Origin of the sequence: Kluyvera ascorbata ATCC 33433, from assembly GCF_000735365.1 — a bacterium.
Classification (GTDB): Bacteria; Pseudomonadota; Gammaproteobacteria; order Enterobacterales; family Enterobacteriaceae; genus Kluyvera; species Kluyvera ascorbata.
Genome location: NZ_JMPL01000004.1, coordinates 18,209 through 39,907 on the forward strand (window position 1 = coordinate 18,209; position 21,699 = coordinate 39,907).

Genomic DNA, 21,699 nt, shown 5'->3' on the forward strand with positions numbered 1-21,699 from the left:
ACCATAAAAACAGGCCCGGCGTACCGGGCACAAGGTTATTGTTCAACGCTGACCCAGCATCGCTGCTGATGGCTTTTCACAATAGCGTCAATAAGATACATCACGTTCGCGCCCTCACTGAACGATGCAAAGCGGCGTTCGTTCTCCTGCGGCATCTTTCCAGCACACACCGCCTGGTAAAAATTAAGCATCATGTTTTTAAACGCATCCGGCCAGCCTTCGTTGTGCCCACCGGGGAAGTGGGCCTGTGCGGCAACGTCGCGGTTCAGCAGGCCAGGGTCATCGCTTAAAAGCTGATTAGGCTGGCTGCGGTGGCCAATCCACAGCTGCTGCGGCGTTTCCTGATCCCAGGCCAGCGAACAGGCGCTGGCGTTGATATCAAAGTGAAGGCGGTTTTTGCGCCCGGCGCTCACCTGCGAGACGCTAAAGCAGCCTTTACTGCCGTCGTCAAAACGGAACAGTACCGAGCCGGCATCTTCGGTGGTCACCGGCACGTCCTGGTGACCGGGGGAATCAGGCTGTTCGCTGAAGGTCGCCTGCGCCCCGAGGCTGGCTTTGCGCGTCGGCCAGACGATAGCGAGGTCGGCCATTACCTCGACAATGCGCCGCCCGGTCACAAACTGCACCGTATCGCACCAGTGCGAGCCGATATCCGCCACCGCCCGGGAAACGCCTCCCTGCTGCGCATCCACGCGCCAGTTGAAGTCGTTTTCCAGCAGCATCCAGTCCTGGTGGTAGCCGCCGTAGGCGGAGAAAAGCCGCCCGGCGCTGCCGTCACGCATCATGCTCGCCGCCTGCTGCACCATCGCAAACTGGCGATAAACGAAACTCACACCGTGCACCACACCCGCTTCTTGCGCCATCTTAACCAGTTCATGCGCCTCTTCTGACGTCATGCATAACGGTTTTTCAGAGAAGACATGCTTCCCCGCCCGCAGGATCTGGCGGTTAACCTCGGCATGCAAAAAGTTCGGGGTACAGTTATGCACCACCTGTAACCCCGGATGCGCCAGTAGCGCGTCGACGTCGTCATAGGCGTGGGGGATATTGAGCTGCCGCGCCTTTTCCTGCGCCAGCTCCAGCGAAACGTCGCACAGCGCTACTACCTCAACAAAACCCAGCCGACGCAGCGCTTCAATATGCGCCGGGCCAATGAAACCTGAGCCAACAATACCGACCTGAATCATCCGCGTACCTCGCTGCCCGCGGCAAAGTCATCAAAGGCCCGTGTGGATACGGGAATGATATGCCGTTTAATAAACTCACTGCCTTCGCGCGCGCCGGTCTGCGCGTCCTTCAGGCAGCACTCCCATTCCATCACCGCCCAGCCGTCAAAATCGTACTGACTGAGCTTGCTGAAAATCTTTTTGAAATCGATATCGCCATCGCCGAGCGAGCGGAAGCGCCCGGCGCGCTCCAGCCAGTTCTGATAGCCACCGTAGACGCCGCTGCGCCCGTTACGCTCGAACTCCGCGTCTTTGACGTGGAATGCCCGAATGCGCGAATGGTAGATATCGAGATACGCCAGGTAGTCGATATTCTGCAGATGCAGATGGCTCGGGTCGTAGAGCATGTGGCAGCGTGGATGGTTATCGACCTTTGCCAGGAAGCGCTCGAAGGTCACGCCGTCGTGCAGGTCTTCGCCGGGGTGAATTTCGTAGCACAGCTCCACGCCATGCTCGTCAAAGCAGTCCAGAATGGGCCGCCAGCGACTGGCCAGTTCGTTAAACGCCTCGTCGAGCAGCGCCGCATTGTGCGGAGGCCACGGGTAGAAGTAAGGCCAGGCCAACGCCCCGGAGAAGGTGGCGTGCGCCTTCAACCCCAATCGTGCCGACGCCTGCGCCGCCTTTTTCACGCTCTCTACCGCCCACTGCTGGCGTGCCGCAGGGTTACCGCGAAGCGCCGCGGGGGCAAAAGCGTCAAAAGCACTGTCGTAGGCCGAATTCACGGCGACCAGTTGGCCTTCAAGATGCGTAGAGAGTTCACTAATGACCAGCCCGTGTTCGGCGAGCCTTCCGGTTATCTCATCGCAGTAGGTCTGGCTGGCCGCCGCCTGCGGTAAGTCAAAAATCGCCGGGTGGTTGCACGGCAACTGGAGCGCCTTAAATCCCAGCCCCGCCGCCCATTCGGCTAGCCCATCGAGCGTATTAAACGGCGGCGCTGAACCAATAAACTGCGCCAGGAAAATGCCCGGTCCCTTGATGGTTTTCATACCCCCTCCTTTCAAAAAAATTACGCATGCTCTTTCTCGTTATATTTGAACGAGACAAGGAAAATCAGTGCAATAACGACCGCGGCCACCGCCGGGATCCACCAGAAGTTCACCCAGGCCGCCGGTACGGTTTGTCCTGCGACCAGATGGTTGTACAGCGAGCCGGAAATCTGTGAGCCCAGCAGCATGCCGATACCGTAGGTGAACATCACCACCATGCTCTGTGCCTGGCCTTTCACCTTTTCGCCCGCCACGCGGTCGGTGTAGATAAAGCCCACCACGAAGAAGAAGTCATAGCAGACGCCGTGCAACAGAATGCCGAGATACAGCAGGAAACGCGTCTCTTCGTTGATGCCCAGCGCAAAGAACATATAGCGCACAAACCACGCCAGCATGCCGATGAGCAGCATGTACTTCACGCCAAGACGACGGAACAGCAGCGGAATAATCAGCATGAAGAAGATTTCCGACATCTGGCCGAAGGACATAGCGGTGCTGACATCCGCCACGCCCGCGTCCGCGAGGAATGAGGCGGTATAGGCGTAGTAGGTGCCGAGCGGTACCGAAATCAGCGTGGCGCAAACGGCGAACACCAGGAAGTGACGGGTTTTCAGTAACGCAAAGGCGTCAGCGCAGAACAGGTCGCGCAGCTTAAGCGGCTGCCCTTTCGCCGGTGCCGGCGTGTGCGGCAACGTCAGGCTATAGACCGCCAGCACCACCGAGCACAGCGCCGCCAGCGTGAAGATGCCGGTGGTATCGGAAATGCCGGTCACGCCGATAAAGATCCCGGCGACAATCCAACCGATAGTGCCGAACACGCGCACCACCGGGAAGGTTTTGTCGATATTGGTCAGGCTATGGAATGCAATGTTGTTGGTCAGCGCCAGCGTTGGCATATAGCACAACGTATAACCGAACAGCAGCGCAATCAGCAGCGCGCCGTTTTCCGACACCAGCGCCTGCGGCACAAACCACAGAATCGCTGCGCCAAGCAGGTGCATCACCGCCATCACCTTTTGCGACGGGAAGAAACGGTCAACAAGCATACCCAACACGAACGGCGAGAGGATCGAGGCAATTGGCCCCGCCGAGAAGGCATCGCCAATCAGCAGCGACATGTTGTACTGGGTCATCACCAGGCCAAGCGTCACCGACCAGCTTCCCCAGATAAAAAACTGCATAAACATCATTAACGACAGGCGCGGGACTAACAGCCGGTGCTGTATGCCGCTGTGTTCACGACTTTCCGTTGTAGACACCATGTTTTCACCCTCAAAAAGTAATCGATTACAAAAACAACTCAAGAGAAAAGTAATCGATTACAAAAAGAAGATCCTGTCCGCCATTCGCAATTTGGGAGAAGCGTCACGATTAAAAAATAGTCGGATGTCAGAAGGCAATCGCTGATGGCTATGGAAATGGGGAAATGGGCGGTGTATTCCCGGGGTCGCTGCGCTCGCCCGGGCTACGTATGATGAGCAGTCCGGGCGAGCGAAAAACTTTACGCTTTGCGGCGCAACGTTTTGAAAGCCACAAACAGGAACAACACCCACACCGGCAGTAAGATTGCCGACAGGCGCATTCCGTCCATGGTGCACATCAGCCCAAGGATCATCAGCAAGAAAGCGATGCAAAGGTAGTTGCTTGCCGGAGCCCACAACGCTTTGAACTTCGCTTCGCGGCCTTTACGGCGCATCGCGGCGCGGAATTTCAGGTGCGCCATGCAAATCATTATCCAGTTCAGCAGCAGCGTCGCCACCACCAGCGCCATCAGCAGGCCAAAGGCTTTTTGCGGCAGCAGATAGTTAACCAATACCACCAGCGAAGTGATAGCACCGGAGAGCAGCAGTGAGTTCACCGGCACGCCGCGTTTGCTGACCTTCGTCAGGAAACGCGGGGCGTTACCCTGAACGGAGAGGCCAAACAGCATGCGGCTGTTGGAGTAAACGCCGCTGTTATAGACCGACAGTGAGGCCACCAGAATGACGAAGTTCAGCGCAGAGGCGACAACATTGCTGTCCAGATTGTGGAAGATCATCACAAACGGGCTGCTATCGGACTGGATGCCCTGCCACGGGTAGAGCGCCAGCAGCACAATCAGCGAGCCGATATAAAACAGCAGAATACGGTAAACCACCTGGTTCACCGCTTTCGGGATCGTGGTCTCCGGGCTGCGCGCTTCCGCCGCCGTAATACCAATGAGCTCCAGCCCGCCGAAGGAGAACATAATTACCGCCAGCGACAGAATCAGCCCTTTACAGCCGGTGGCCAGGAAGCCGCCATCGCGCCAGAGGTTATCAATGCTGGCATGCTCGCCGCCATTGCCGGTCGTCAGCATCCAGATACCGAAGCCAATCATGCCGATAATCGCCAGCACTTTAATCAGCGCAAACCAGAACTCCGTCTCGCCGTACAGACGCACGTTCACCAGGTTCACGGCGTTTATCAGCACGAAGAAGCCCGCCGCCCAGATCCAGGTTGGAACGTGCGGCAGCCAATATTGCATATAGATCCCGGCGGCGGTCAGTTCTGCCATACCCACCAGCACGAACATGACCCAGTAGTTCCAGCCAGAGAGAAATCCGGCGAACGGCCCCCAGTATTTATAAGCAAAATGAGCAAATGAACCGGATACCGGCTCTTCAACCACCATCTCACCAAGCTGGCGCATGATAAGAAAAGCAATCACACCGGCAATCGCGTAGCCCAGCACCACGGCTGGGCCTGCCATCTGAATGGCGGGGCCGATACCGAGGAACAGACCGGTGCCGATTGCACCCCCGAGGGCGATTAATTGAATATGGCGGTTTTGTAATCCGCGGTGAAGCGTCGGGCTATTTTCCGACGACGCATCCGGTTGATTCTGGCTGGATGCTGATGACGCGTTTTTCACGTCTAACCCCTTAGCATTTTTATGAAGGGGCACCTTTTAACACTTAGCGCGACTTGCCGCAAGGCAATCAGCACCCGGTCCCCAGTAGTAAAAAGCCCCGAAACGCACGCGTTTTCGGGGCAATAACCCTATTTTAGCAATGACTTAGAAGTCGTAGCTGACCGAGACTTTTAAGGTACGCGGCTCGCCCTGGTAGATATAGACGCCGGTGTCATCAGCACCCGACCAGTAGTTCTGGTTGGTCACGTTGGTCACGCCCACACGCCACACCAGATCGTTCTGCTCCTGATTCAGACGCATGCGGTAGCGCATACCCAGATCAAGCGTCGTGTAGCTGTCGAGTTTTTTGGTATTGGCCGTATCCGCATACTGGGAACCGGTATGGTTCACACGCGCGGTCGCCGTCAGCCCATCAATCGGTTTGATGTCGTATTCAGCCCCCAGCACCGCATAGAAGCGGGAGACGCCAATCGCATCGTTACCGTCGTAAGTACCGCCCGCGGTTTTGGTCAATTCAGGGTCAATCCACAGCGCACTGCCGGTCAGACGCAGGCCCAGCACTGGTTCGCCAAACACGTTAAGCTCTACGCCGCGGTTACGCTGCTCGCCGTCCATACGGTAGTACTTGTCGCTATCTAACACCCCAGACGGCTTAGTAATCTGGAATAGCGACAGTGAGCCACCCACGCGCTGATAATCAATTTTTACGCCCACTTCGTCCTGTTTCGAATGGGCGATACCAATACTTTGGCCGTAGTTTTTCGCAGTATTAGGTGCATTGTTCGCAGGCTGCAACGCTTCGGTATGGTTAGCGTACAGCGAGAGTGTCTCCCATGGCTTGTACACCAGACCAAACGTCGGCATCCAGCGGCTTTCGGTAAAGCTTGAGCTAGTGGTTTCCTGGCCCGTCTGGTTGTTATAGTTACGAATCACCACCTTCTGATGGCGTGCCGCAGCGGTAAAGAGCAGGCTATCGTCAAAGAAGCCCAGCGTGTCGCTGAGCAGCCAGCCTTGGGTACGGTTGCGCGCGGTGGTCAGCGGATCGTCATAGTGGCCGCCTTTTGGATTCGGCTTATAATCCGGCATGTCTACGTCATGACTGTTGTAGATATTGATAGTCGGGTTTTTAGTGCTATCGGACATACGCCAGGCAGTCGCATCGCGACGTATCTGCGCCGAGTAGCCCACGTTCACTTTATGGGAGACCACGCCGGTATTGAAGCTACCGCGGATGCCGCCCATGCCGCTGAAGCTGTCGATAATACGGTTGGTATCCAGACGACCGACGGTGGCATTGCCATTCACGTTGGTCAGCTTCGGTGCAGCATAGGTGCCGATTTCATGCGCATGCTGCGCACCAAGCCCGGCGTAGGTTGTCCAGTTATCGGTCAGGTCATATTCGGTTTTAACCATGCCGAATTCGTTTTCGATGTTGCTAAAGCCCCACTTCTGCGCGTAGCTTTTGGTAGCGTCCGGTACCGCCGGAATGGCGGCAATATTGGCCACACCAACGCCCATCTCACCGCCGTGGAAGGTTTTTTTCTGATAACCAAAATCAAGAGATGAACGCAGGCGGTCGCCACGATAATCAAGACCCAGCGATGCCAGGGTGGTGCGGCGCTTGTCGTTATCAATACGCCCTTCCCCTTCACGGTGCAGCACGTTTACGCGCGCGCCAAACTGGTTGTCATCACCGAAGCGGCGCCCCAGATCCAACGAGCCACCGACCTGTGAATCAGAGGTGTAGTCCACGCCAAGGCGGGTGGTGGGAATATCTTCAGCACGTTTAGGCTCAAGGTTTATCATTCCGCCTACGCCGGAACTGGCTGCTCCGTTCACCAGCGCGTTCGCGCCTTTGAAGACTTCAATGCGCTCCAGCATCTGGGTGTCCATCACCTGACGCGGTACCACGCCGGAGAGGCCACCCATCGTCATATCATCGCCATCAAGCTTAAAGCCGCGAATACGGTACGTTTCCGCAAAGTTGCCGTAGCCCTGAACCGCCTGGACGCCCGCGTCATTTTTAACGACGTCAGCGACGGTTTTAGCCTGCTGATCCTGCACCAGCTTTGAGGTATAGCCGATGACGTTGAACGGCACGTCCATCGCTTTTTGCTCGCCCAGCATCCCTAAGCGGCCGCCATGGGCAATTTGCCCGTCGAGATAAGCTGGCACCAGATCTTCGCCACCGGCTTTGAAATCGCTGCCGTCAACGCCCTGAACCACCATCGTTTCAGGCTGATTTTTCCTGGTTGTTGTGTCTTCGGTCGTTGCCGCATAGGCGGTAGGCAGCACGGTGCCTATCGCCAGTGCCAGCACAGAGAGTTTGGTTTTCATGAGAACATCCCTTGGTATTGAATAAAAAATTCATCGTGGGTACCAACGGGTTTGTCGCTTCTCACGCCCCAGAATCCCCCTGTGAAATATCCTCACCGATTACTGGGCCATCCGTACCGCATCAATGAATAAAAATGAGATCGAGAACTATACGCATTATCAAAATGTGATCAAGTCTCAATCCGTAGTAGAGGGCGGAAATAACCACAAAAAAAACATGTTTTTGCCTGGGAGCCAACGCACAAAACAATGGCGCTACGCTACGTGGCTTGATGCATAATTATTCCAATACCTCCAGAGGACGCGCCCGTGCTGCTCAAAATCATCCTGGCTATGGTGGCATTTGCCGCAAACTCCCTGCTCTGTCGGCTGGCGCTGAAAGGGCTGCATATGGATGCCGTTTCATTTAGCAGCGTTCGCCTGCTGAGCGGCGCCATCGCGCTGTTCTTGCTGCTCCAGATGCCTGGGCTGCGTAAGAAACCAGAATTTAATTGGCTGAACGCCGCGCTGCTGGCGACCTACGTTTTTGCGTTCTCACTGGCTTATTTGTCGTTAACCACCGCCGCAGGCGCACTGCTGCTGTTTGGTACCGTACAGTGCGTAATGACAAGCTGGGGGTTGATGCGCGGTGAGCGGCTGACCGCGCTGAAAAGCGTCGGTATGCTGGGGGCGATGGGTGGGCTGGCGCTGCTGCTGTTGCCCGGAGCGGGGCACCCTTCCGGTAGCGCTTCGCTGTTGATGATCCTGTCCGGCGCGGCGTGGGCGGTTTACTGTATTACCGGCAAGAAGGTGCAAAATGCGGCGGCAGCAACGACCGGGAATTTTATTCTGGCGGTTCCCATGGCGCTGCTGGTGTTTCTGCTCAGTGGTTTTCATGTTCAGGCGGATGCCATCGGGCTCGCGCTGGCCGTCACCTCCGGGGCGCTGATGTCCGGCGGTGCTTATCTGCTCTGGTACTCATTGTTGCCTAAGCTTAGCCCCACGACCGCCAGCACGCTGCAGCTCAGCGTTCCCTGCCTTGCGGCGTTGGGCGGTCTGGTCTTTATGGGCGAAGCCATTGATGTGCGCATGCTGCTGGCTATCGTTATCACCCTTTCCGGTATTGGTCTGGTGATTGTGGCGGACAGGCGGCGGTAAAAATTCCGTTTACCCTGTGCGTGTCATCTCCGCTCGCCACAGCGCAGATAGCTGGGCCAGCGTGTCATCGATCAACATTCGCTTTTCGCTCCCCGGCCGCCAAATCGTCACCATGGTCTGGCTGATGCCTTCATTGCCCACCACCGTGGGAATCGCCGCGACATTCCGCCAGCGCGCCGCCTCAAAATGGGTCGGTAAAAATCCCCATCCGCAGCCGGCTTCAATCAGGCCGCGCAGCATTTCAAGCTCGTTGGCCACCATCACGTTCCCCGAGATTTGTAGCCGCCGCGCCATCGGTAGATCGCTTGCTGAGTGCATCACCACTTGCGGCGTTAAAGAGAGGTCGAGCAGCGAACAGGGGCGTGCAACATCAGCAAACAGCGGCTCGACGGCGTAGAAATCCATATCGATAGCGCCAAGCGCGCGCCACTCCATATCGTTGCCCACGCTGTGGTTATTCGCCTGAAAGAAGCCTAAGTCAGCCTGACCACTTGTAAGCGCTTTTTCACCTTCGGCGCGCGAGGTGCAGCGCAGGCTCAGGCGAATCCCCCGTTTTACCATCTGGGCGATCAGTGCCTGCAAAAAACGACGCGGCGTAAAAGGATCGTAGGCAATGCTCAGTTCCTGAATGTCGGCTGACGACACCTGGCGGGCAAACTGCTCGAATGCCCTGGCCTGACGCATCAGCAGGTGCGCCTGACGATGCAGCTGCTCACCTTCTGCCGTGAGCTGTAGCGCTCGTCCCTGACGGACAAACAGCGGGTAGCCAAGGCCATCTTCCAGCAGATCGATTAGATCGCGAAGCGTCGTGCGATCTTTCTCCAGCTTCATCGCCGCCTTCATCAGGCTGCCGTGTTCCGCAACGGCGGTGAAGGCTTCAAGCTGAGAAAATGAGTAGGACAATGATGGCACAACGGGCTCCTTTTGCAGTACTTACGGGGGTTTTTCCCCCATTACGCGTTTTTTATTATAGTGCCGCGATTTTTATACTGCACCCATCCCGTTACCCCGCCGGGACAACGTGTCTATTGGTATCACTAAAATCGAGAACGCTATGAATAATAAACATAAATCTTTACCTGCAAAGTACTGCCTGCTGGCAAGCCTGGTGGCTGGGGCATTCCTATCCTCACCCGTAATGGCGGCCTGTGAAGGCACCGAACTCACCGCCTGTCCGGCCCCCTTTGATGCAAAACTGCCCGATACAAAAGCAATGCTGACCTGGAGTCAGGCCGATCGCGTTATCGGTTTTCGTAACGACTACCGCAACTATCAGGGCGATGTTTTCCACCACGGCAAATCCGTGCCGCTCGCAGCGGCGGAAAAACCGCTGACGCAGGCCAGCTATCAGGTCAACGGCAAGCAGTGGACGCTTCAGGATTACATTAAGCGCCAGAACGTCAGCGGTATGCTGGTGCTGAAGGATGGAAAGGTTGCCTGGAAATACCTTGGCGAAGGCAACACCGATACCACGCTATGGACTTCCCGCTCGGTGGGAAAATCAGTGGTATCCACGCTTGTGGGCGTAGCGCTGAAAGAGGGAAAAATCCACTCGCTGGACGACCTGGTCACACAGTATGAACCTGCGCTGAAAGGCACCGCCTGGGATGGCGTCACCCTGAAACAACTTATCCAGCACACCTCTGGCGTGGCGTGGAACGAGGATTACACCAATCCACAGTCTGACTTCGCCAAACTCACGCAGTGCGAAGCGCACGCGGGAACCTACGACTGTGTTCGCACGCTGGTTTCCGGCCTGAAACGCGCCCATCCGGCGGGTGAGGTCTGGTCCTACTCCTCCGGCGGTGCCTGGCTGCTGGGCGACGTGCTGGAGCGCGCAACGGGTATGACGCTTGCCGCCTATCTTGAGAAAAGCATCTGGCAACCATACGGGATGGCGAGCGATGGCGTATGGCATTCCTACAGCAAAAACCAGCATGATGTAGGCGCACACGGTTTTAACGCCACGCTGGAAGACTGGGGCCGCTTCGGCGAGTTCGTGCTGAACAACGGCCGTCTGCCGAACGGGAAGCAGATTCTGCCAGAAAACTGGGTGGCTCAATCCGCCGACTGGAACAAGGCGAAAAACTCGGTCTCCGCCGCACATCCACAGGGGATCTACGGTTATCAGTGGTGGAATAACGAAGTACCCGTCAATGCTAAAAACGTAGTGCCAGCGCCGCAGGACTCGCTGAAAGGCTCCATGTGGGCGCTGGGGATTTATGGTCAGATGATTATGGTCAACCGCGCGGAAAATCTGGTGATCGTCCAGTGGTCGACCTGGCCGCAGGCGGAACCGTCATTCAGCGCCCAGCCGCTGGAAGCCTCGCTGATGTTTAGCGCGATTGCGAAGGCATTGCATTAATTATCGGCCATATATACCGTTAACCCAGCGACGCCAGAGCCGTATTTTACGCTCTGGCGTTTTCAGATCAGCCCTTCGGCTCTACTGCTATAAACATCTCGATATCCCAGTAACCCTCTTCCGCCCCGTTGTTGTGGTAAATTTCGAAGCAGGGCCTAGGTGCCCACTGGTGGGTTTCGTCCTTCAGAACGCTATCAAAGAACTGATACCAGGGCGTAGCAAAGTCGTGGTCAATGACGCGAGCCTGTGCGACGGCATACAGCCCGCCCGCCACTTCAGCCAGCATCACGCCTTCGCTGTTTGGCGGAATAACGAAATCATCGGCAACCGATACGACCGTATCGCAGCGTAGCTTTTCCGCCGGGACCTCATCAGGGTTATCGTAATAAACGGCAAGCCATTCCTGCGCGGGGATCTGCTGACCATCTACCCACATCATCAGCTGCTCAAACCCTTGCTTGACCGTCTGTTCCCACGGCCCAACCATATGAAAACCGGCGATTTTGCGTTGCTGAACCTGCTTTATCTCGTAGTCCATACTGCCTCCGTTAAAACACTGTAATTTCATACAGTATAATTGACGCATTCTGGTTTAGACAAACGAACAGTGAACATTATGTGAGCAGATTCGCACTCTTGCCAGGGGAAGAATGTGGGGGGAAATTTCAGGAAAATGGTGCGCCCTGCAGGATTCGAACCTGCGGCCCACGACTTAGAAGGTCGTTGCTCTATCCAACTGAGCTAAGGGCGCACTGGGGAAGTCAAAACTTCATGGTGGGGTGAAACGCGTGGAATTATACGGTCACTGGCAGGTGAGTCAATCCATTTCCTTACGAAACCTGCGCGGCCTGCGGCGATGGATAAAGTACAACCAACTATCGCTCAACTCTTCAACAAAACCACTTTCCGCGGAAAACTCGCAAACGATACCTGACAGCGAGCCTCGCATCTGACAAAATATGTCCATCCCCCCTTCGTTAACGACAGATGGAAAATTTTCCCTGATGGCAGCAAAGATTATTGACGGTAAAACGATTGCGCAGCAGGTGCGCTCTGAGGTTGCTGAAAAAGTGAAGGCCCGCGTTGCGGCCGGAAAACGCGCCCCTGGGCTAGCAGTTGTCCTCGTGGGCAGCAACCCTGCATCGCAAATTTATGTCGGCAGCAAGCGCAAAGCCTGCGAAGAGGTGGGTTTCGTCTCCCGCTCTTATGACCTGCCGGAAACCACATCAGAAGCTGAGCTGCTAGAGCTGATTGATACCCTGAATGCCGACACCACCATCGACGGTATTCTGGTACAGCTGCCGCTGCCTGCTGGTATTGATAACGTGAAAGTTCTGGAGCGTATCGATCCAGACAAAGACGTGGATGGCTTCCATCCGTATAACGTCGGTCGCCTGTGCCAGCGTGCGCCGCGCCTGCGCCCTTGTACTCCGCGCGGTATCGTGACGCTGCTGGAGCGCTATAACATCGACACCTACGGCCTGAACGCCGTGGTGATTGGCGCGTCCAACATCGTTGGCCGTCCGATGAGCATGGAGCTGCTGCTGGCCGGCTGCACCACCACCGTGACCCACCGTTTCACCAAAAATCTGCGCCACCACGTTGAGCATGCGGATCTGCTGATCGTGGCGGTCGGCAAGCCAGGTTTTATTCCCGGCGAGTGGATTAAAGAAGGTGCCATCGTCATTGATGTCGGGATTAATCGCCTCGAAAACGGTAAAGTAGTCGGTGATGTGGTGTTTGAAGATGCCGCCGCGCGCGCGTCTTACATCACCCCGGTACCGGGCGGCGTAGGTCCAATGACCGTCGCTACCCTGATTGAAAACACCTTACAGGCGTGTGAAGAGTATCACGACGTGGAGAAGGCATAAGATGGCAACATTTTCTTTGGGTAAGCATCCGCATGTGGAACTCTGTGACTTACTGAAGCTGGAAGGCTGGAGCGAAAGCGGCGCGCAGGCGAAAATCGCCATCGCCGACGGTCTGGTTAAAGTTGACGGCGCGGTAGAAACCCGCAAACGCTGCAAAATTGTAGCCGGTCAAACCGTAAGCTTTGAAGGTCAGAACGTCACCGTGACGGCGTAAGCCTTACTGTAGCCCGGCAGAGCTTCGCGACGCCGGGTCTCATCCCCTCCCCCTATTTTTCAGAATTACACCCTGCTGCAAAAATTCGCGTCAACAACGATACTCTGTACTCCTCATGCAAAAACGGACGACAGATGCCAACGATTATCACCCACGCCGCAGTCCCGCTGTGCCTTGGTTTAGGCCTCGGAACCCGCGTTATTCCGCCACGTTTGCTGTTTACCGGTGTCGTGCTGGCGATGCTCCCGGACGCCGATGTGCTGGCCTTTAAGTTCGGTATCGCCTACGGCAATATTTTCGGCCACCGCGGCTTTACCCATTCATTGTTGTTTGCCTTCGTGGTTCCACTGCTCTGCGTAATCGTGGGTCGACGATGGTTTGGTGCGGGGTTAATGCGCTGCTGGCTGTTTTTAACGGTCTCGCTGCTGTCACATAGTCTGCTGGATTCTATTACCACCGGTGGCAAAGGCGTCGGCTGGCTGTGGCCGTGGTCGGATGAAAGGTTTTTCGCACCGTGGCAGGTGATTAAGGTCGCGCCGTTTGCGCTCTCGCGCTACAACACGCCGTACGGACATCAGGTGATAATTTCAGAGTTACTGTGGGTATGGCTGCCGAGCGTGGTGGTGATGGGATGGCTGTGGTGGCGCCGTCGTTAAGTGAGCGCGCGTTAGGTAGCCCGGCCGAGCACAGCGACGCCGGGAACGGCGCCATGGTCAAAGTGAAGCACATCACAAATAATCACCCCCAACCTTGGCTTTTCAGGTCGCTCAGACATTCGTCTAATTTGTAATGCATTGAATAATAAAAGCTTAAAAACACCCTCTCTACAATCAATTCGATAATCATATCAATATCGCCATTTATCGAATTGGATTGGCAATCAACCGCTCCACAGAATAGGGAAAAACATCCCTGATTCTGGAGTCCCTATATCACCGTCAATTCTCAACAATGCCCCTTACGAAGCCGTCGAGGTACTGCGCGCGGCCAAACCCGGTTTCACCCCTCGTATCGCGCTCATCCTCGGCTCTGGCCTCGGCGCGCTGGCCGACCGGATGGACAATAAAACCACGCTCTCCTACGAGGAACTTCCCGGCTTTCCGGTGAGTACCGTCATCGGCCATGCCGGGGAAATCGTCATGGGAACATTACACGGCGTGCCGCTGATTTGCATGAAGGGCCGCGGTCATTTCTATGAAGGATTAGGCATGGGCATCATGACCCAGGCGGTGCGCACCTTTAAGCTGCTCGGCTGCGAATTTATGTTCTGTACCAACGCGGCGGGCTCTCTTAATACGGATATTCCGGCCGGAAGCCTTGTGGCGCTGAATGACCATATCAACACCATGCCCTCGACGCCGATGGTTGGCCCGAACGACGATCGCTTCGGCCCGCGTTTCTTTAGCCTGGCCAATGCCTACGATAAAGACCTGCGCACCCAACTGCATCACACGGCTAAAGGGCTGGATATCCCGCTGCACGAAGGCGTTTTTGTCTCCTACCCAGGGCCCAACTTCGAAACCGCCGCGGAGATTCGCATGATGCAACGCATGGGCGGCGACGTGGTCGGTATGTCGGTGGTGCCGGAAGTGATCGCCGCACGTCATTGCGGGCTGAAGGTGCTTGCCGTTTCCGCCATCACCAATATGGCGGAAGGACTAAGTGACGTGGAGTTATCGCACGAGCAAACGCTGAAGTGCGCGGCGATGGTCACCGACGACTTTATCCGTCTGATTGGCCAGTTCATTAAACAATACGCTTAATCCCTGATTCGTCGGCGGGCACGCTGCTGCCCGCCTGGAGATACGTCTATGTCTGACATGTCCTGGTCTCGCCCTAATTTAAACGCTGTCTCATACCTCAGCTACTATTTCGTCGGCGCGCTGGTCTCTACGCTCGGTATCGTCCTCGGCCCGCTGTGCGCGGCTTTTCATAAAGACCCGAGCTTTATCGGCCAGGTCTTTACGCTGATGAACATCGGCATGTTTATCCCCATCATGCTCGGCGGCATTCTGATGCGTAAATGGGGGCTGCAAAAACCGCTGGTTATCGCCGCGGCGCTCACCATGCTTATCAGCGCTATCCTGTTCGTCTCGCCAACGCTCACGCTGTTCAGCTTTGCCGTTGCTGGTATCGGCGCCTGTGGGGGCATTTTCATGACCATCGGCAGTTATCTGGTGGTGCGGATTAATCCGGATGAAAAAAGTCGCTCTTCAAGCCTGATTTTTACCGACTTTTTCTTTAGTCTCGCCGGGGCAACCCTCTCTTTCCTGCTGGCCTGGCTGTTCCGCATGGGCGCAAGTTGGATCGCGATGTACGGCATTATGGGCGGCCTGGGCGCGCTGATGCTGGCGCTGACTATCCGCTGTCGCTTCCCTTCCACAGAAGCGCCTGTTGCACAGCAGCACAGCAGTACCGCCGCACGTGAACCCTGGGGTCCATCAATTTATCTGATTTGCTTCGCGCTATTCGCCTTCCTGCTGGCGGAACCCATTTTCACCATGTGGACGCCGGGCTACCTGCAGTTCCGCTTCCATATCCAGCCGCAGGACGCTGCGCTGTACACCACGGTCTACTGGGTAGCGAAAGCTATCGGCCTATTCCTCAATCAGTTCACCGTGAAGTGGATGAAGCTGCGCACCTTCCTGCTGGGCTGCACCGTTATTGGTCTTATCGCCATTGCACTGATTGCTAACAGCAGTAGCACCATGCTGATTCTGGTGGCCTGCGGCGTCTTTGGTTTCTTCAACTCAGGCCTGTTCTCCGGGCTGATGAGCTACGGTTCGCTGCAGGTTAGCCAAAGCTCGCCAACGCTTATCTCCGCGCTGCTGACCTGCGGCACGGTAGGCACGCTGCTGTTCGCCAGCGTCTCTTCGCTGGTCAACGGTCATTACGGTCTGCACGGCGCGCTAAACACCGCCACGATTTCCTACGCCATTCTGCTGCTGGTATTGGTCGTCGCCATCGTATGCAGCCGCGCAGAACGCCTGCACACCACCGCACCGGCGGCCGTTTGACAAGGCAAGAGGAGGGGGGCATGATGGCCCTCCCTCCCCTTTTTCCCGAACTGACCATGACTGACGCCCTGGCCAATAACCGTATCAATATCCGCGCGCTACGCTACTTCCAGGCGCTTGCCGAAGAGCTGCATTTTGGCCGCGCAGCAGAGAGGCTGAATATCTCCCAACCGCCGCTGAGCACGCAAATTAAAGAGCTGGAAGAGACGCTGGAAACGAAGCTGTTTGAACGTACCAGCCGAAAAGTGGTGCTGACCCGCGCGGGTCAGGTATTAAAAACCGAGGTTGACCGCATTCTTAGCGCCACCGAGCAGTCGCTTAACTACGTCCGGCAGATTGGCCGCAGTGAGCATCGGCACATCAGCATTGGGGTGGTGGGCAGCGCGCTTTGGGGGACGTTGCTCACAAGGCTAAAGGCGTTTAAGGCAAGTCATCCGGACATAGACTGGAGCCTACGAGAGCTCTCTCAGCATCAGCAAATTGCTGAACTACGGGCCCGCACAATTGATATCGCCATTAACCGCAACGTCCTGCCCTACGCTGAAACCAATATTCGTAATCAGCTTATTGCGCCAGAATCGGTGGCGCTGGCCGTGCCGGAAAACGATCCGTTCTGCCAGCTAGCCGCGGTACCACTGACGGCGTTGGCTACCCGACCCTTGATTTCGCTTGCCTTCCATCAAAGTGATTTCGCCCGCCAGCTGCACGACCGCTGCGTAGAGGCCGGGTTTTACCCTTTAATTACCCATCAGGTGAACGAGCCGCAAACGGCACTGGCGCTGGTAAGCGCGGGAATGGGACTGTCTCTGCTGCCGGAAACCTGCGGGCTGATTCACTGGCCTGGCGTGCGTTTTCTGCCGCTGGAAGAAACGGTACCGGCGGATCTCTATGCGCTGTGGTATGACGAACCGCTGTCGGAACTGATGACCGCGTTTGTGGCAGGATTACAGGGGCGTTGATGCGGGGTGAAATTCCCGGAGTCGGCGCTTACGCGCCTCATCCGGGTGACTGACTTATTTACGGCGCCAGGTTGTACCCTGCGCGCCATCTTCCAGCACGATCCCCATCTCGTTGAGACGGTCACGCGCGGCGTCGGCTGCCGCCCAGTCTTTAGCTTTACGCGCGTCCAGACGCTGCTGGATTAACGCTTCAATTTCAGCAACTTCACCGTCATCGGCCTGCGCACCGCTTTGCAGGAACGCTTCAGGTTCCTGTTCCAGCAGGCCCAGCACCGCGGAGAGCTTACGCATATGCGACGCCAGCGCGTTGGCGGCATGCATATCTTCGCTCTTCAAACGGTTTACTTCGCGCGCCATATCAAACAGCGCGGAGTAGGCTTCCGGGGTGTTGAAGTCGTCGTCCATCGCTTCAATAAAGCGCGCTTCGAACGCTTCGCCGCCCGCCGGCGCAACGGATTTGTCGGTACCGCGCAGCGCGGTGTACAGACGCTCCAGCGCGGAACGTGCCTGCTTGAGGTTCTCTTCGCTGTAGTTCAGCTGGCTACGGTAGTGGCCGGACATCAGGAAGTAGCGAACGGTTTCAGCGTCGTAGTACTTCAGCACGTCGCGCACGGTAAAGAAGTTGCCCAGCGATTTAGACATCTTCTCGCGGTCAACCATCACCATGCCGGAGTGCATCCAGTAGTTCACGTACTCGCCGTCGTGCGCACAGGTAGACTGCGCGATTTCGTTTTCATGGTGCGGGAACATCAGGTCAGAACCGCCGCCGTGAATGTCGAAATGGTTGCCCAGCTGTTTGCAGTTCATCGCGGAACATTCGATATGCCAGCCCGGGCGACCTTCGCCCCACGGGGATGGCCAGCTTGGCTCGCCCGCTTTGGACATTTTCCACAGTACGAAGTCCATTGGATCGCGCTTCACGTCAACCACGTCAACGCGAGCGCCAGCCTGCAGCTGATCCAGATCCTGACGCGACAGCTTGCCGTAGTTCGGATCGGTCGGTACCGAGAACATCACGTCGCCATTGTCCGCCACGTAGGCGTGACCTTTGGCAATCAGCTGCTCGGTGATTTCGATGATTTCGTGAATGTGGTGGGTCGCGCGCGGTTCGCTGTCCGGGCGCAGAATGTTCAGCGCGTCGAAGTCTTTGTGCATTTCGACGATCATGCGATCGACCAGCGCGACAAAGCTTTCGCCGTTTTCGTTAGCGCGCTTGATGATTTTGTCGTCAATATCGGTGATGTTGCGCACGTACTTCAGCTTGTAGCCGAGGAAACGCAGGTAGCGTGCGACCACGTCAAAGGAGACGAAGGTACGGCCGTGGCCGATATGACAGAGATCGTAAACGGTGATACCACACACGTACATGCCAACTTCTCCGGCATGAATGGGCTTAAATTCCTCTTTCTGGCGAGTCATTGTGTTGAAGATTTTTAGCATCGAGAATTCCATGTTTACGTGTGTGAACCGGGCAAACACTCTAAGGATTTCGAGTTGCAGGAAGGCGGCAAGCGAGTGAAACCCGATGAACTTACTCTAGTAAGTGATTCGGGTGAACGAACGCAGCCAACGCACCTGCAACTTGAAAGACGACGAGTGTACGCCTTAAACGGTATATTCTACCCGTAATTCAACCCGGAAGCAGCACACAATGCAAGATGATCGCGCCGCCCGGTTATGCTATAACAGATGCCTATGTGCAGCCCACAGGCGGGCTGAAGCACCACTCTAAACGGAACAGGATGCAGAAATGGTTACTTTCCACACTAATCATGGCGACATCGTCATCAAAACCTTCGACGACAAAGCGCCAGAAACAGTTAAAAACTTCCTGGACTACTGCCGCGAAGGTTTCTACAACAACACCATCTTCCACCGTGTTATCAACGGTTTCATGATCCAGGGCGGTGGTTTTGAGCCTGGCATGAACCAGAAAACCACCAAAGAAGCTATCAAGAACGAAGCCAACAACGGTCTGAAAAACACCCGTGGTACGCTGGCAATGGCGCGTACTCAGGCTCCGCACTCCGCTACCGCACAGTTCTTCATCAACGTAGCAGACAACGACTTCCTGAACTTCTCAGGCGAAAGCCTGCAGGGTTGGGGCTACTGTGTCTTCGCCGAAGTGGTTGAAGGTATGGACGTAGTCGACAAAATTAAAGCCGTCTCTACCGGTCGTAGCGGCATGCACCAGGACGTTCCTAAAGAAGACGTTATCATTGAAAGCGTGACCGTCAGCGAGTAATTGGTGGCGACATTCTTTATTGCAGATCTTCATCTGCAAACAGAAGAACCGGCGATTACCGCCGGTTTTCTGCGTTTTTTAGGCGGCGAAGCCCGCCGGGCCGACGCGCTGTACATCTTAGGCGACCTGTTTGAAGCCTGGATTGGCGATGACGATCCTAACCCGCTACACCGCGAAGTGGCCTCCGCCATCAAATCGCTGGTCGATTCTGGCGTCCCCTGCTACTTCATCCACGGCAACCGTGATTTTCTGATCGGCAAACGTTTTGCGGCTGAAAGCGGCATGCAGCTGTTGCCTGAAGAGAAGATGCTCGACCTCTACGGCCGGCGCATTCTGATTATGCACGGCGACACCCTCTGCACGGATGACCCCGGCTATCTGGCCTTTCGCGCCAAAGTGCACACGCCGTGGATCCAGAAGCTGTTCCTCGCCCTGCCGCTGTTTATCCGCCGCCGTATTGCCCAGAAGATGCGCAATGACAGCAAGGCCGCTAACAGCAGTAAGTCGATGGAAATCATGGACGTAAACCCGCAGGCGGTCATCGACGTAATGGAGAAACATCACGTGCAGTGGCTAATTCACGGACATACCCATCGCCCGGATATCCACGCGCTTGAGGCTAACGGCGACGAGGCGTTTCGCGCGGTACTTGGTGCCTGGCATACTGAAGGTTCGCTTATCCGCGTCACCAAAGACGACGTGACGCTTATCGCCTTCCCATTTTAATTTTTCCCCTTTATTACCCCGTCGCATGGCGACGCAACCGTTTTCCTTGCCCGTTTTCCATGTTATTCTCTGTGGCCTCTAACGTCGTGTGCAGCACACCCACAGGAGTTTTAAGACGCATGTCTTCCCGCAATAATCCGGCACGTATCGCCATCGTGATGGGGTCCAAAAGCGACTGGGCTACCATGCAGTTCGCCACAGAAATCCTCGATATTCTGAACGTTCCTCACCATGTTGAAGTGGTTTCCGCCCACCGTACGCCCGATAAACTGTTCAGCTTTGCCGAAGCGGCAGAAGAGAACGGTTACCAGGTGATTATTGCCGGTGCCGGCGGTGCAGCCCATTTACCCGGAATGATTGCCGCCAAAACTCTGGTGCCGGTACTCGGCGTACCGGTACAAAGCGCTGCATTAAGCGGCGTAGACAGCCTCTACTCTATCGTCCAGATGCCGCGCGGTATTCCGGTGGGGACGCTGGCTATCGGTAAAGCAGGTGCCGCTAACGCCGCCCTGCTTGCCGCACAGATTCTGGCTCAGCACGATGCCGAACTGCATCAACGTCTTGCTGACTGGCGTAAATCGCAGACCGATGAAGTACTGGATAACCCAGACCCACGAGGTGCGGCATGAAGCAGGTCTGCGTGCTGGGCAACGGTCAGCTAGGTCGTATGCTGCGTCAGGCCGGTGAGCCGCTGGGTATTGCCGTCTGGCCGGTGGGCTTAGAAGCGGACCCGGCAGCCGTGCCGTTCCAGCAAAGCGTCATCACCGCAGAGATTGAACGCTGGCCGGAAACCGCCCTGACCCGCGAACTGGCCGAACACACCGCGTTTGTTAACCGTGACGTATTCCCGATTATCGCCGACCGTCTGACGCAAAAGCAGCTGTTCGATAAGCTGAATCTGGCAACCGCCCCGTGGCAGCTGCTGGCAAGCGCCGACGAGTGGCCTGAGGTGTTTGGTCGTTTAGGTGAGCTGGCTATCGTTAAGCGCCGCACCGGCGGCTACGATGGCCGTGGCCAGTGGCGTCTGCGTAAAGACGAAACCGCACAGCTGCCTGCCGAGTGCTACGGCGAGTGCATCGTTGAGCAAGGCATTAACTTCTCTGGTGAAGTGTCGCTGGTTGGCGCGCGCGCCCACGATGGCAGCACCGTGTTCTATCCGCTGACCCAAAACCTGCACCAGGACGGCATTCTGCGCATGAGCGTCGCTTTCCCACAGGCGGACGCACAGCAGCAGGCTCAGGCTGAATCCATGCTCAGCGCCATTATGCAGGAGCTGGGCTACGTCGGCGTGATGGCGATGGAGTGCTTCGTCACCCCTGGTGGGCTGCTGATTAACGAACTGGCACCACGCGTGCACAACAGCGGCCACTGGACGCAAAACGGCGCGTCCATCAGCCAGTTTGAGCTGCATCTGCGCGCCATTACTGACCTGCCGCTGCCGCCACCGGTGGTTAACAGCCCGTCGGTGATGGTGAACCTGATTGGTACCGACCTGAACTACGACTGGCTGAAGCTGCCGCTGGTGCACCTGCACTGGTACGACAAAGAGGTACGCGAGGGCCGCAAAGTGGGCCACCTGAACCTCAATGACAGCGACACCGGCCGCCTCAGCGCCACGCTGGAAGCGATGGTACCCCTGCTGCCACCGGAGTACGCGAGCGGTATTGCCTGGGCGCAATCACGCCTGAAGTAAGCCTTAAATGCCGGGGAAAGCAACTTATCC

Annotated in this window: 20 protein-coding genes and 1 tRNA gene; 12 read left to right on the plus strand and 9 right to left on the minus strand. The window is 56.4% G+C overall.

From position 1 onward, the window contains the following. Window positions 1-35: 35 nt before the first annotated feature. From GKAS_RS01925 to GKAS_RS01945, 5 genes are all read right to left on the minus strand, one after another. Complete coding sequence (locus GKAS_RS01925; RefSeq protein ID WP_035891773.1) at window positions 36-1,187, minus strand: Gfo/Idh/MocA family protein; 1,152 nt, start codon at window positions 1,185-1,187, stop codon at window positions 36-38. Next, a complete protein-coding gene (locus tag GKAS_RS01930; protein ID WP_035891774.1) occupies window positions 1,184-2,212 on the minus strand; it encodes a sugar phosphate isomerase/epimerase family protein in 1,029 nt (342 codons plus the stop codon). The genes GKAS_RS01925 and GKAS_RS01930 overlap by 4 nt, the downstream gene beginning before the upstream one ends. A gap of 20 nt (window positions 2,213-2,232) precedes the next feature. Beyond that, window positions 2,233-3,438: an MFS transporter gene (locus GKAS_RS01935; protein WP_167540397.1), complete on the minus strand. Its 1,206-nt coding sequence runs from the start codon at window positions 3,436-3,438 to the stop codon at window positions 2,233-2,235. Between the two features lie 275 nt (window positions 3,439-3,713). After that, on the minus strand, window positions 3,714-5,105 hold the full coding sequence (gene pheP / locus GKAS_RS01940; protein ID WP_035891776.1) for a phenylalanine transporter: 1,392 nt from the start codon (window positions 5,103-5,105) through the stop codon (window positions 3,714-3,716). A 144-nt stretch (window positions 5,106-5,249) separates the two neighbouring features. Continuing rightward, entirely contained in the window at window positions 5,250-7,442 is a 2,193-nt protein-coding gene (locus GKAS_RS01945; protein WP_035891778.1) for a TonB-dependent receptor, read from the minus strand. A gap of 309 nt (window positions 7,443-7,751) precedes the next feature. On the opposite strand from GKAS_RS01945, the gene GKAS_RS01950 reads away from it, so the two are divergent. Next, window positions 7,752-8,579 carry a DMT family transporter gene (locus GKAS_RS01950; RefSeq protein WP_035891779.1) on the plus strand — a complete coding sequence of 276 codons (828 nt, stop codon included), beginning with the start codon at window positions 7,752-7,754 and terminating at the stop codon, window positions 8,577-8,579. A 9-nt stretch (window positions 8,580-8,588) separates the two neighbouring features. Here GKAS_RS01950 and GKAS_RS01955 read toward each other — a convergent pair whose 3' ends face one another. After that, a complete protein-coding gene (locus GKAS_RS01955; RefSeq protein ID WP_035891780.1) occupies window positions 8,589-9,491 on the minus strand; it encodes a LysR family transcriptional regulator in 903 nt (300 codons plus the stop codon). A gap of 142 nt (window positions 9,492-9,633) precedes the next feature. Between GKAS_RS01955 and GKAS_RS01960 the strand changes: the two genes are divergently transcribed. Beyond that, complete coding sequence (locus tag GKAS_RS01960; RefSeq protein WP_035891782.1) at window positions 9,634-10,944, plus strand: serine hydrolase domain-containing protein; 1,311 nt, start codon at window positions 9,634-9,636, stop codon at window positions 10,942-10,944. A gap of 67 nt (window positions 10,945-11,011) precedes the next feature. Here the strand turns inward: GKAS_RS01960 and sbmC are convergent, their stop codons facing one another. Both sbmC and GKAS_RS01970 read right to left on the minus strand, forming a co-directional pair. Beyond that, entirely contained in the window at window positions 11,012-11,482 is a 471-nt protein-coding gene (gene sbmC, locus GKAS_RS01965; RefSeq protein ID WP_035891783.1) for a DNA gyrase inhibitor SbmC, read from the minus strand. Between the two features lie 136 nt (window positions 11,483-11,618). Next, window positions 11,619-11,695, minus strand: a tRNA-Arg gene (locus GKAS_RS01970). A gap of 253 nt (window positions 11,696-11,948) precedes the next feature. Here GKAS_RS01970 and folD point away from each other — a divergent pair. The 6 genes from folD (at window position 11,949) to GKAS_RS02000 (ending at window position 17,005) form a co-directional block, all read left to right on the plus strand. Further along, entirely contained in the window at window positions 11,949-12,815 is an 867-nt protein-coding gene (gene folD, locus GKAS_RS01975; protein ID WP_035891784.1) for a bifunctional methylenetetrahydrofolate dehydrogenase/methenyltetrahydrofolate cyclohydrolase FolD, read from the plus strand. A gap of 1 nt (window position 12,816) precedes the next feature. After that, a complete protein-coding gene (ybcJ, locus tag GKAS_RS01980) occupies window positions 12,817-13,029 on the plus strand; it encodes a ribosome-associated protein YbcJ (RefSeq protein WP_035891785.1) in 213 nt (70 codons plus the stop codon). Between the two features lie 134 nt (window positions 13,030-13,163). After that, window positions 13,164-13,685: a metal-dependent hydrolase gene (locus tag GKAS_RS01985; protein ID WP_035891787.1), complete on the plus strand. Its 522-nt coding sequence runs from the start codon at window positions 13,164-13,166 to the stop codon at window positions 13,683-13,685. Between the two features lie 273 nt (window positions 13,686-13,958). Beyond that, window positions 13,959-14,792, plus strand: a complete 834-nt coding sequence (gene xapA / locus GKAS_RS01990; RefSeq protein ID WP_035891788.1) for a xanthosine phosphorylase — start codon at window positions 13,959-13,961, stop codon at window positions 14,790-14,792. Window positions 14,793-14,840: 48 nt separating this feature from the next. Continuing rightward, entirely contained in the window at window positions 14,841-16,046 is a 1,206-nt protein-coding gene (gene tsgA / locus GKAS_RS01995) for an MFS transporter TsgA (RefSeq protein ID WP_035891789.1), read from the plus strand. A 23-nt stretch (window positions 16,047-16,069) separates the two neighbouring features. After that, a complete protein-coding gene (locus tag GKAS_RS02000; protein ID WP_051910714.1) occupies window positions 16,070-17,005 on the plus strand; it encodes a LysR family transcriptional regulator in 936 nt (311 codons plus the stop codon). Between the two features lie 54 nt (window positions 17,006-17,059). On the opposite strand, the gene cysS is transcribed toward GKAS_RS02000, so the two are convergent. Then, on the minus strand, window positions 17,060-18,445 hold the full coding sequence (gene cysS / locus GKAS_RS02005) for a cysteine--tRNA ligase (protein ID WP_035891790.1): 1,386 nt from the start codon (window positions 18,443-18,445) through the stop codon (window positions 17,060-17,062). Between the two features lie 310 nt (window positions 18,446-18,755). Here cysS and ppiB point away from each other — a divergent pair, with 310 nt between their 5' ends. The 4 genes from ppiB (at window position 18,756) to purK (ending at window position 21,669) form a co-directional block, all read left to right on the plus strand. Continuing rightward, a complete protein-coding gene (ppiB, locus tag GKAS_RS02010; protein WP_035891791.1) occupies window positions 18,756-19,250 on the plus strand; it encodes a peptidylprolyl isomerase B in 495 nt (164 codons plus the stop codon). 3 nt (window positions 19,251-19,253) lie between these two features. Then, complete coding sequence (gene lpxH / locus GKAS_RS02015; protein ID WP_035891878.1) at window positions 19,254-19,976, plus strand: UDP-2,3-diacylglucosamine diphosphatase; 723 nt, start codon at window positions 19,254-19,256, stop codon at window positions 19,974-19,976. Between the two features lie 119 nt (window positions 19,977-20,095). After that, complete coding sequence (purE, locus tag GKAS_RS02020) at window positions 20,096-20,605, plus strand: 5-(carboxyamino)imidazole ribonucleotide mutase (RefSeq protein WP_035891792.1); 510 nt, start codon at window positions 20,096-20,098, stop codon at window positions 20,603-20,605. Beyond that, a complete protein-coding gene (gene purK / locus GKAS_RS02025; protein WP_035891794.1) occupies window positions 20,602-21,669 on the plus strand; it encodes a 5-(carboxyamino)imidazole ribonucleotide synthase in 1,068 nt (355 codons plus the stop codon). Before purE ends, purK begins: the two co-directional genes overlap by 4 nt. The last annotated feature ends 30 nt before the right edge of the window (window positions 21,670-21,699 follow it).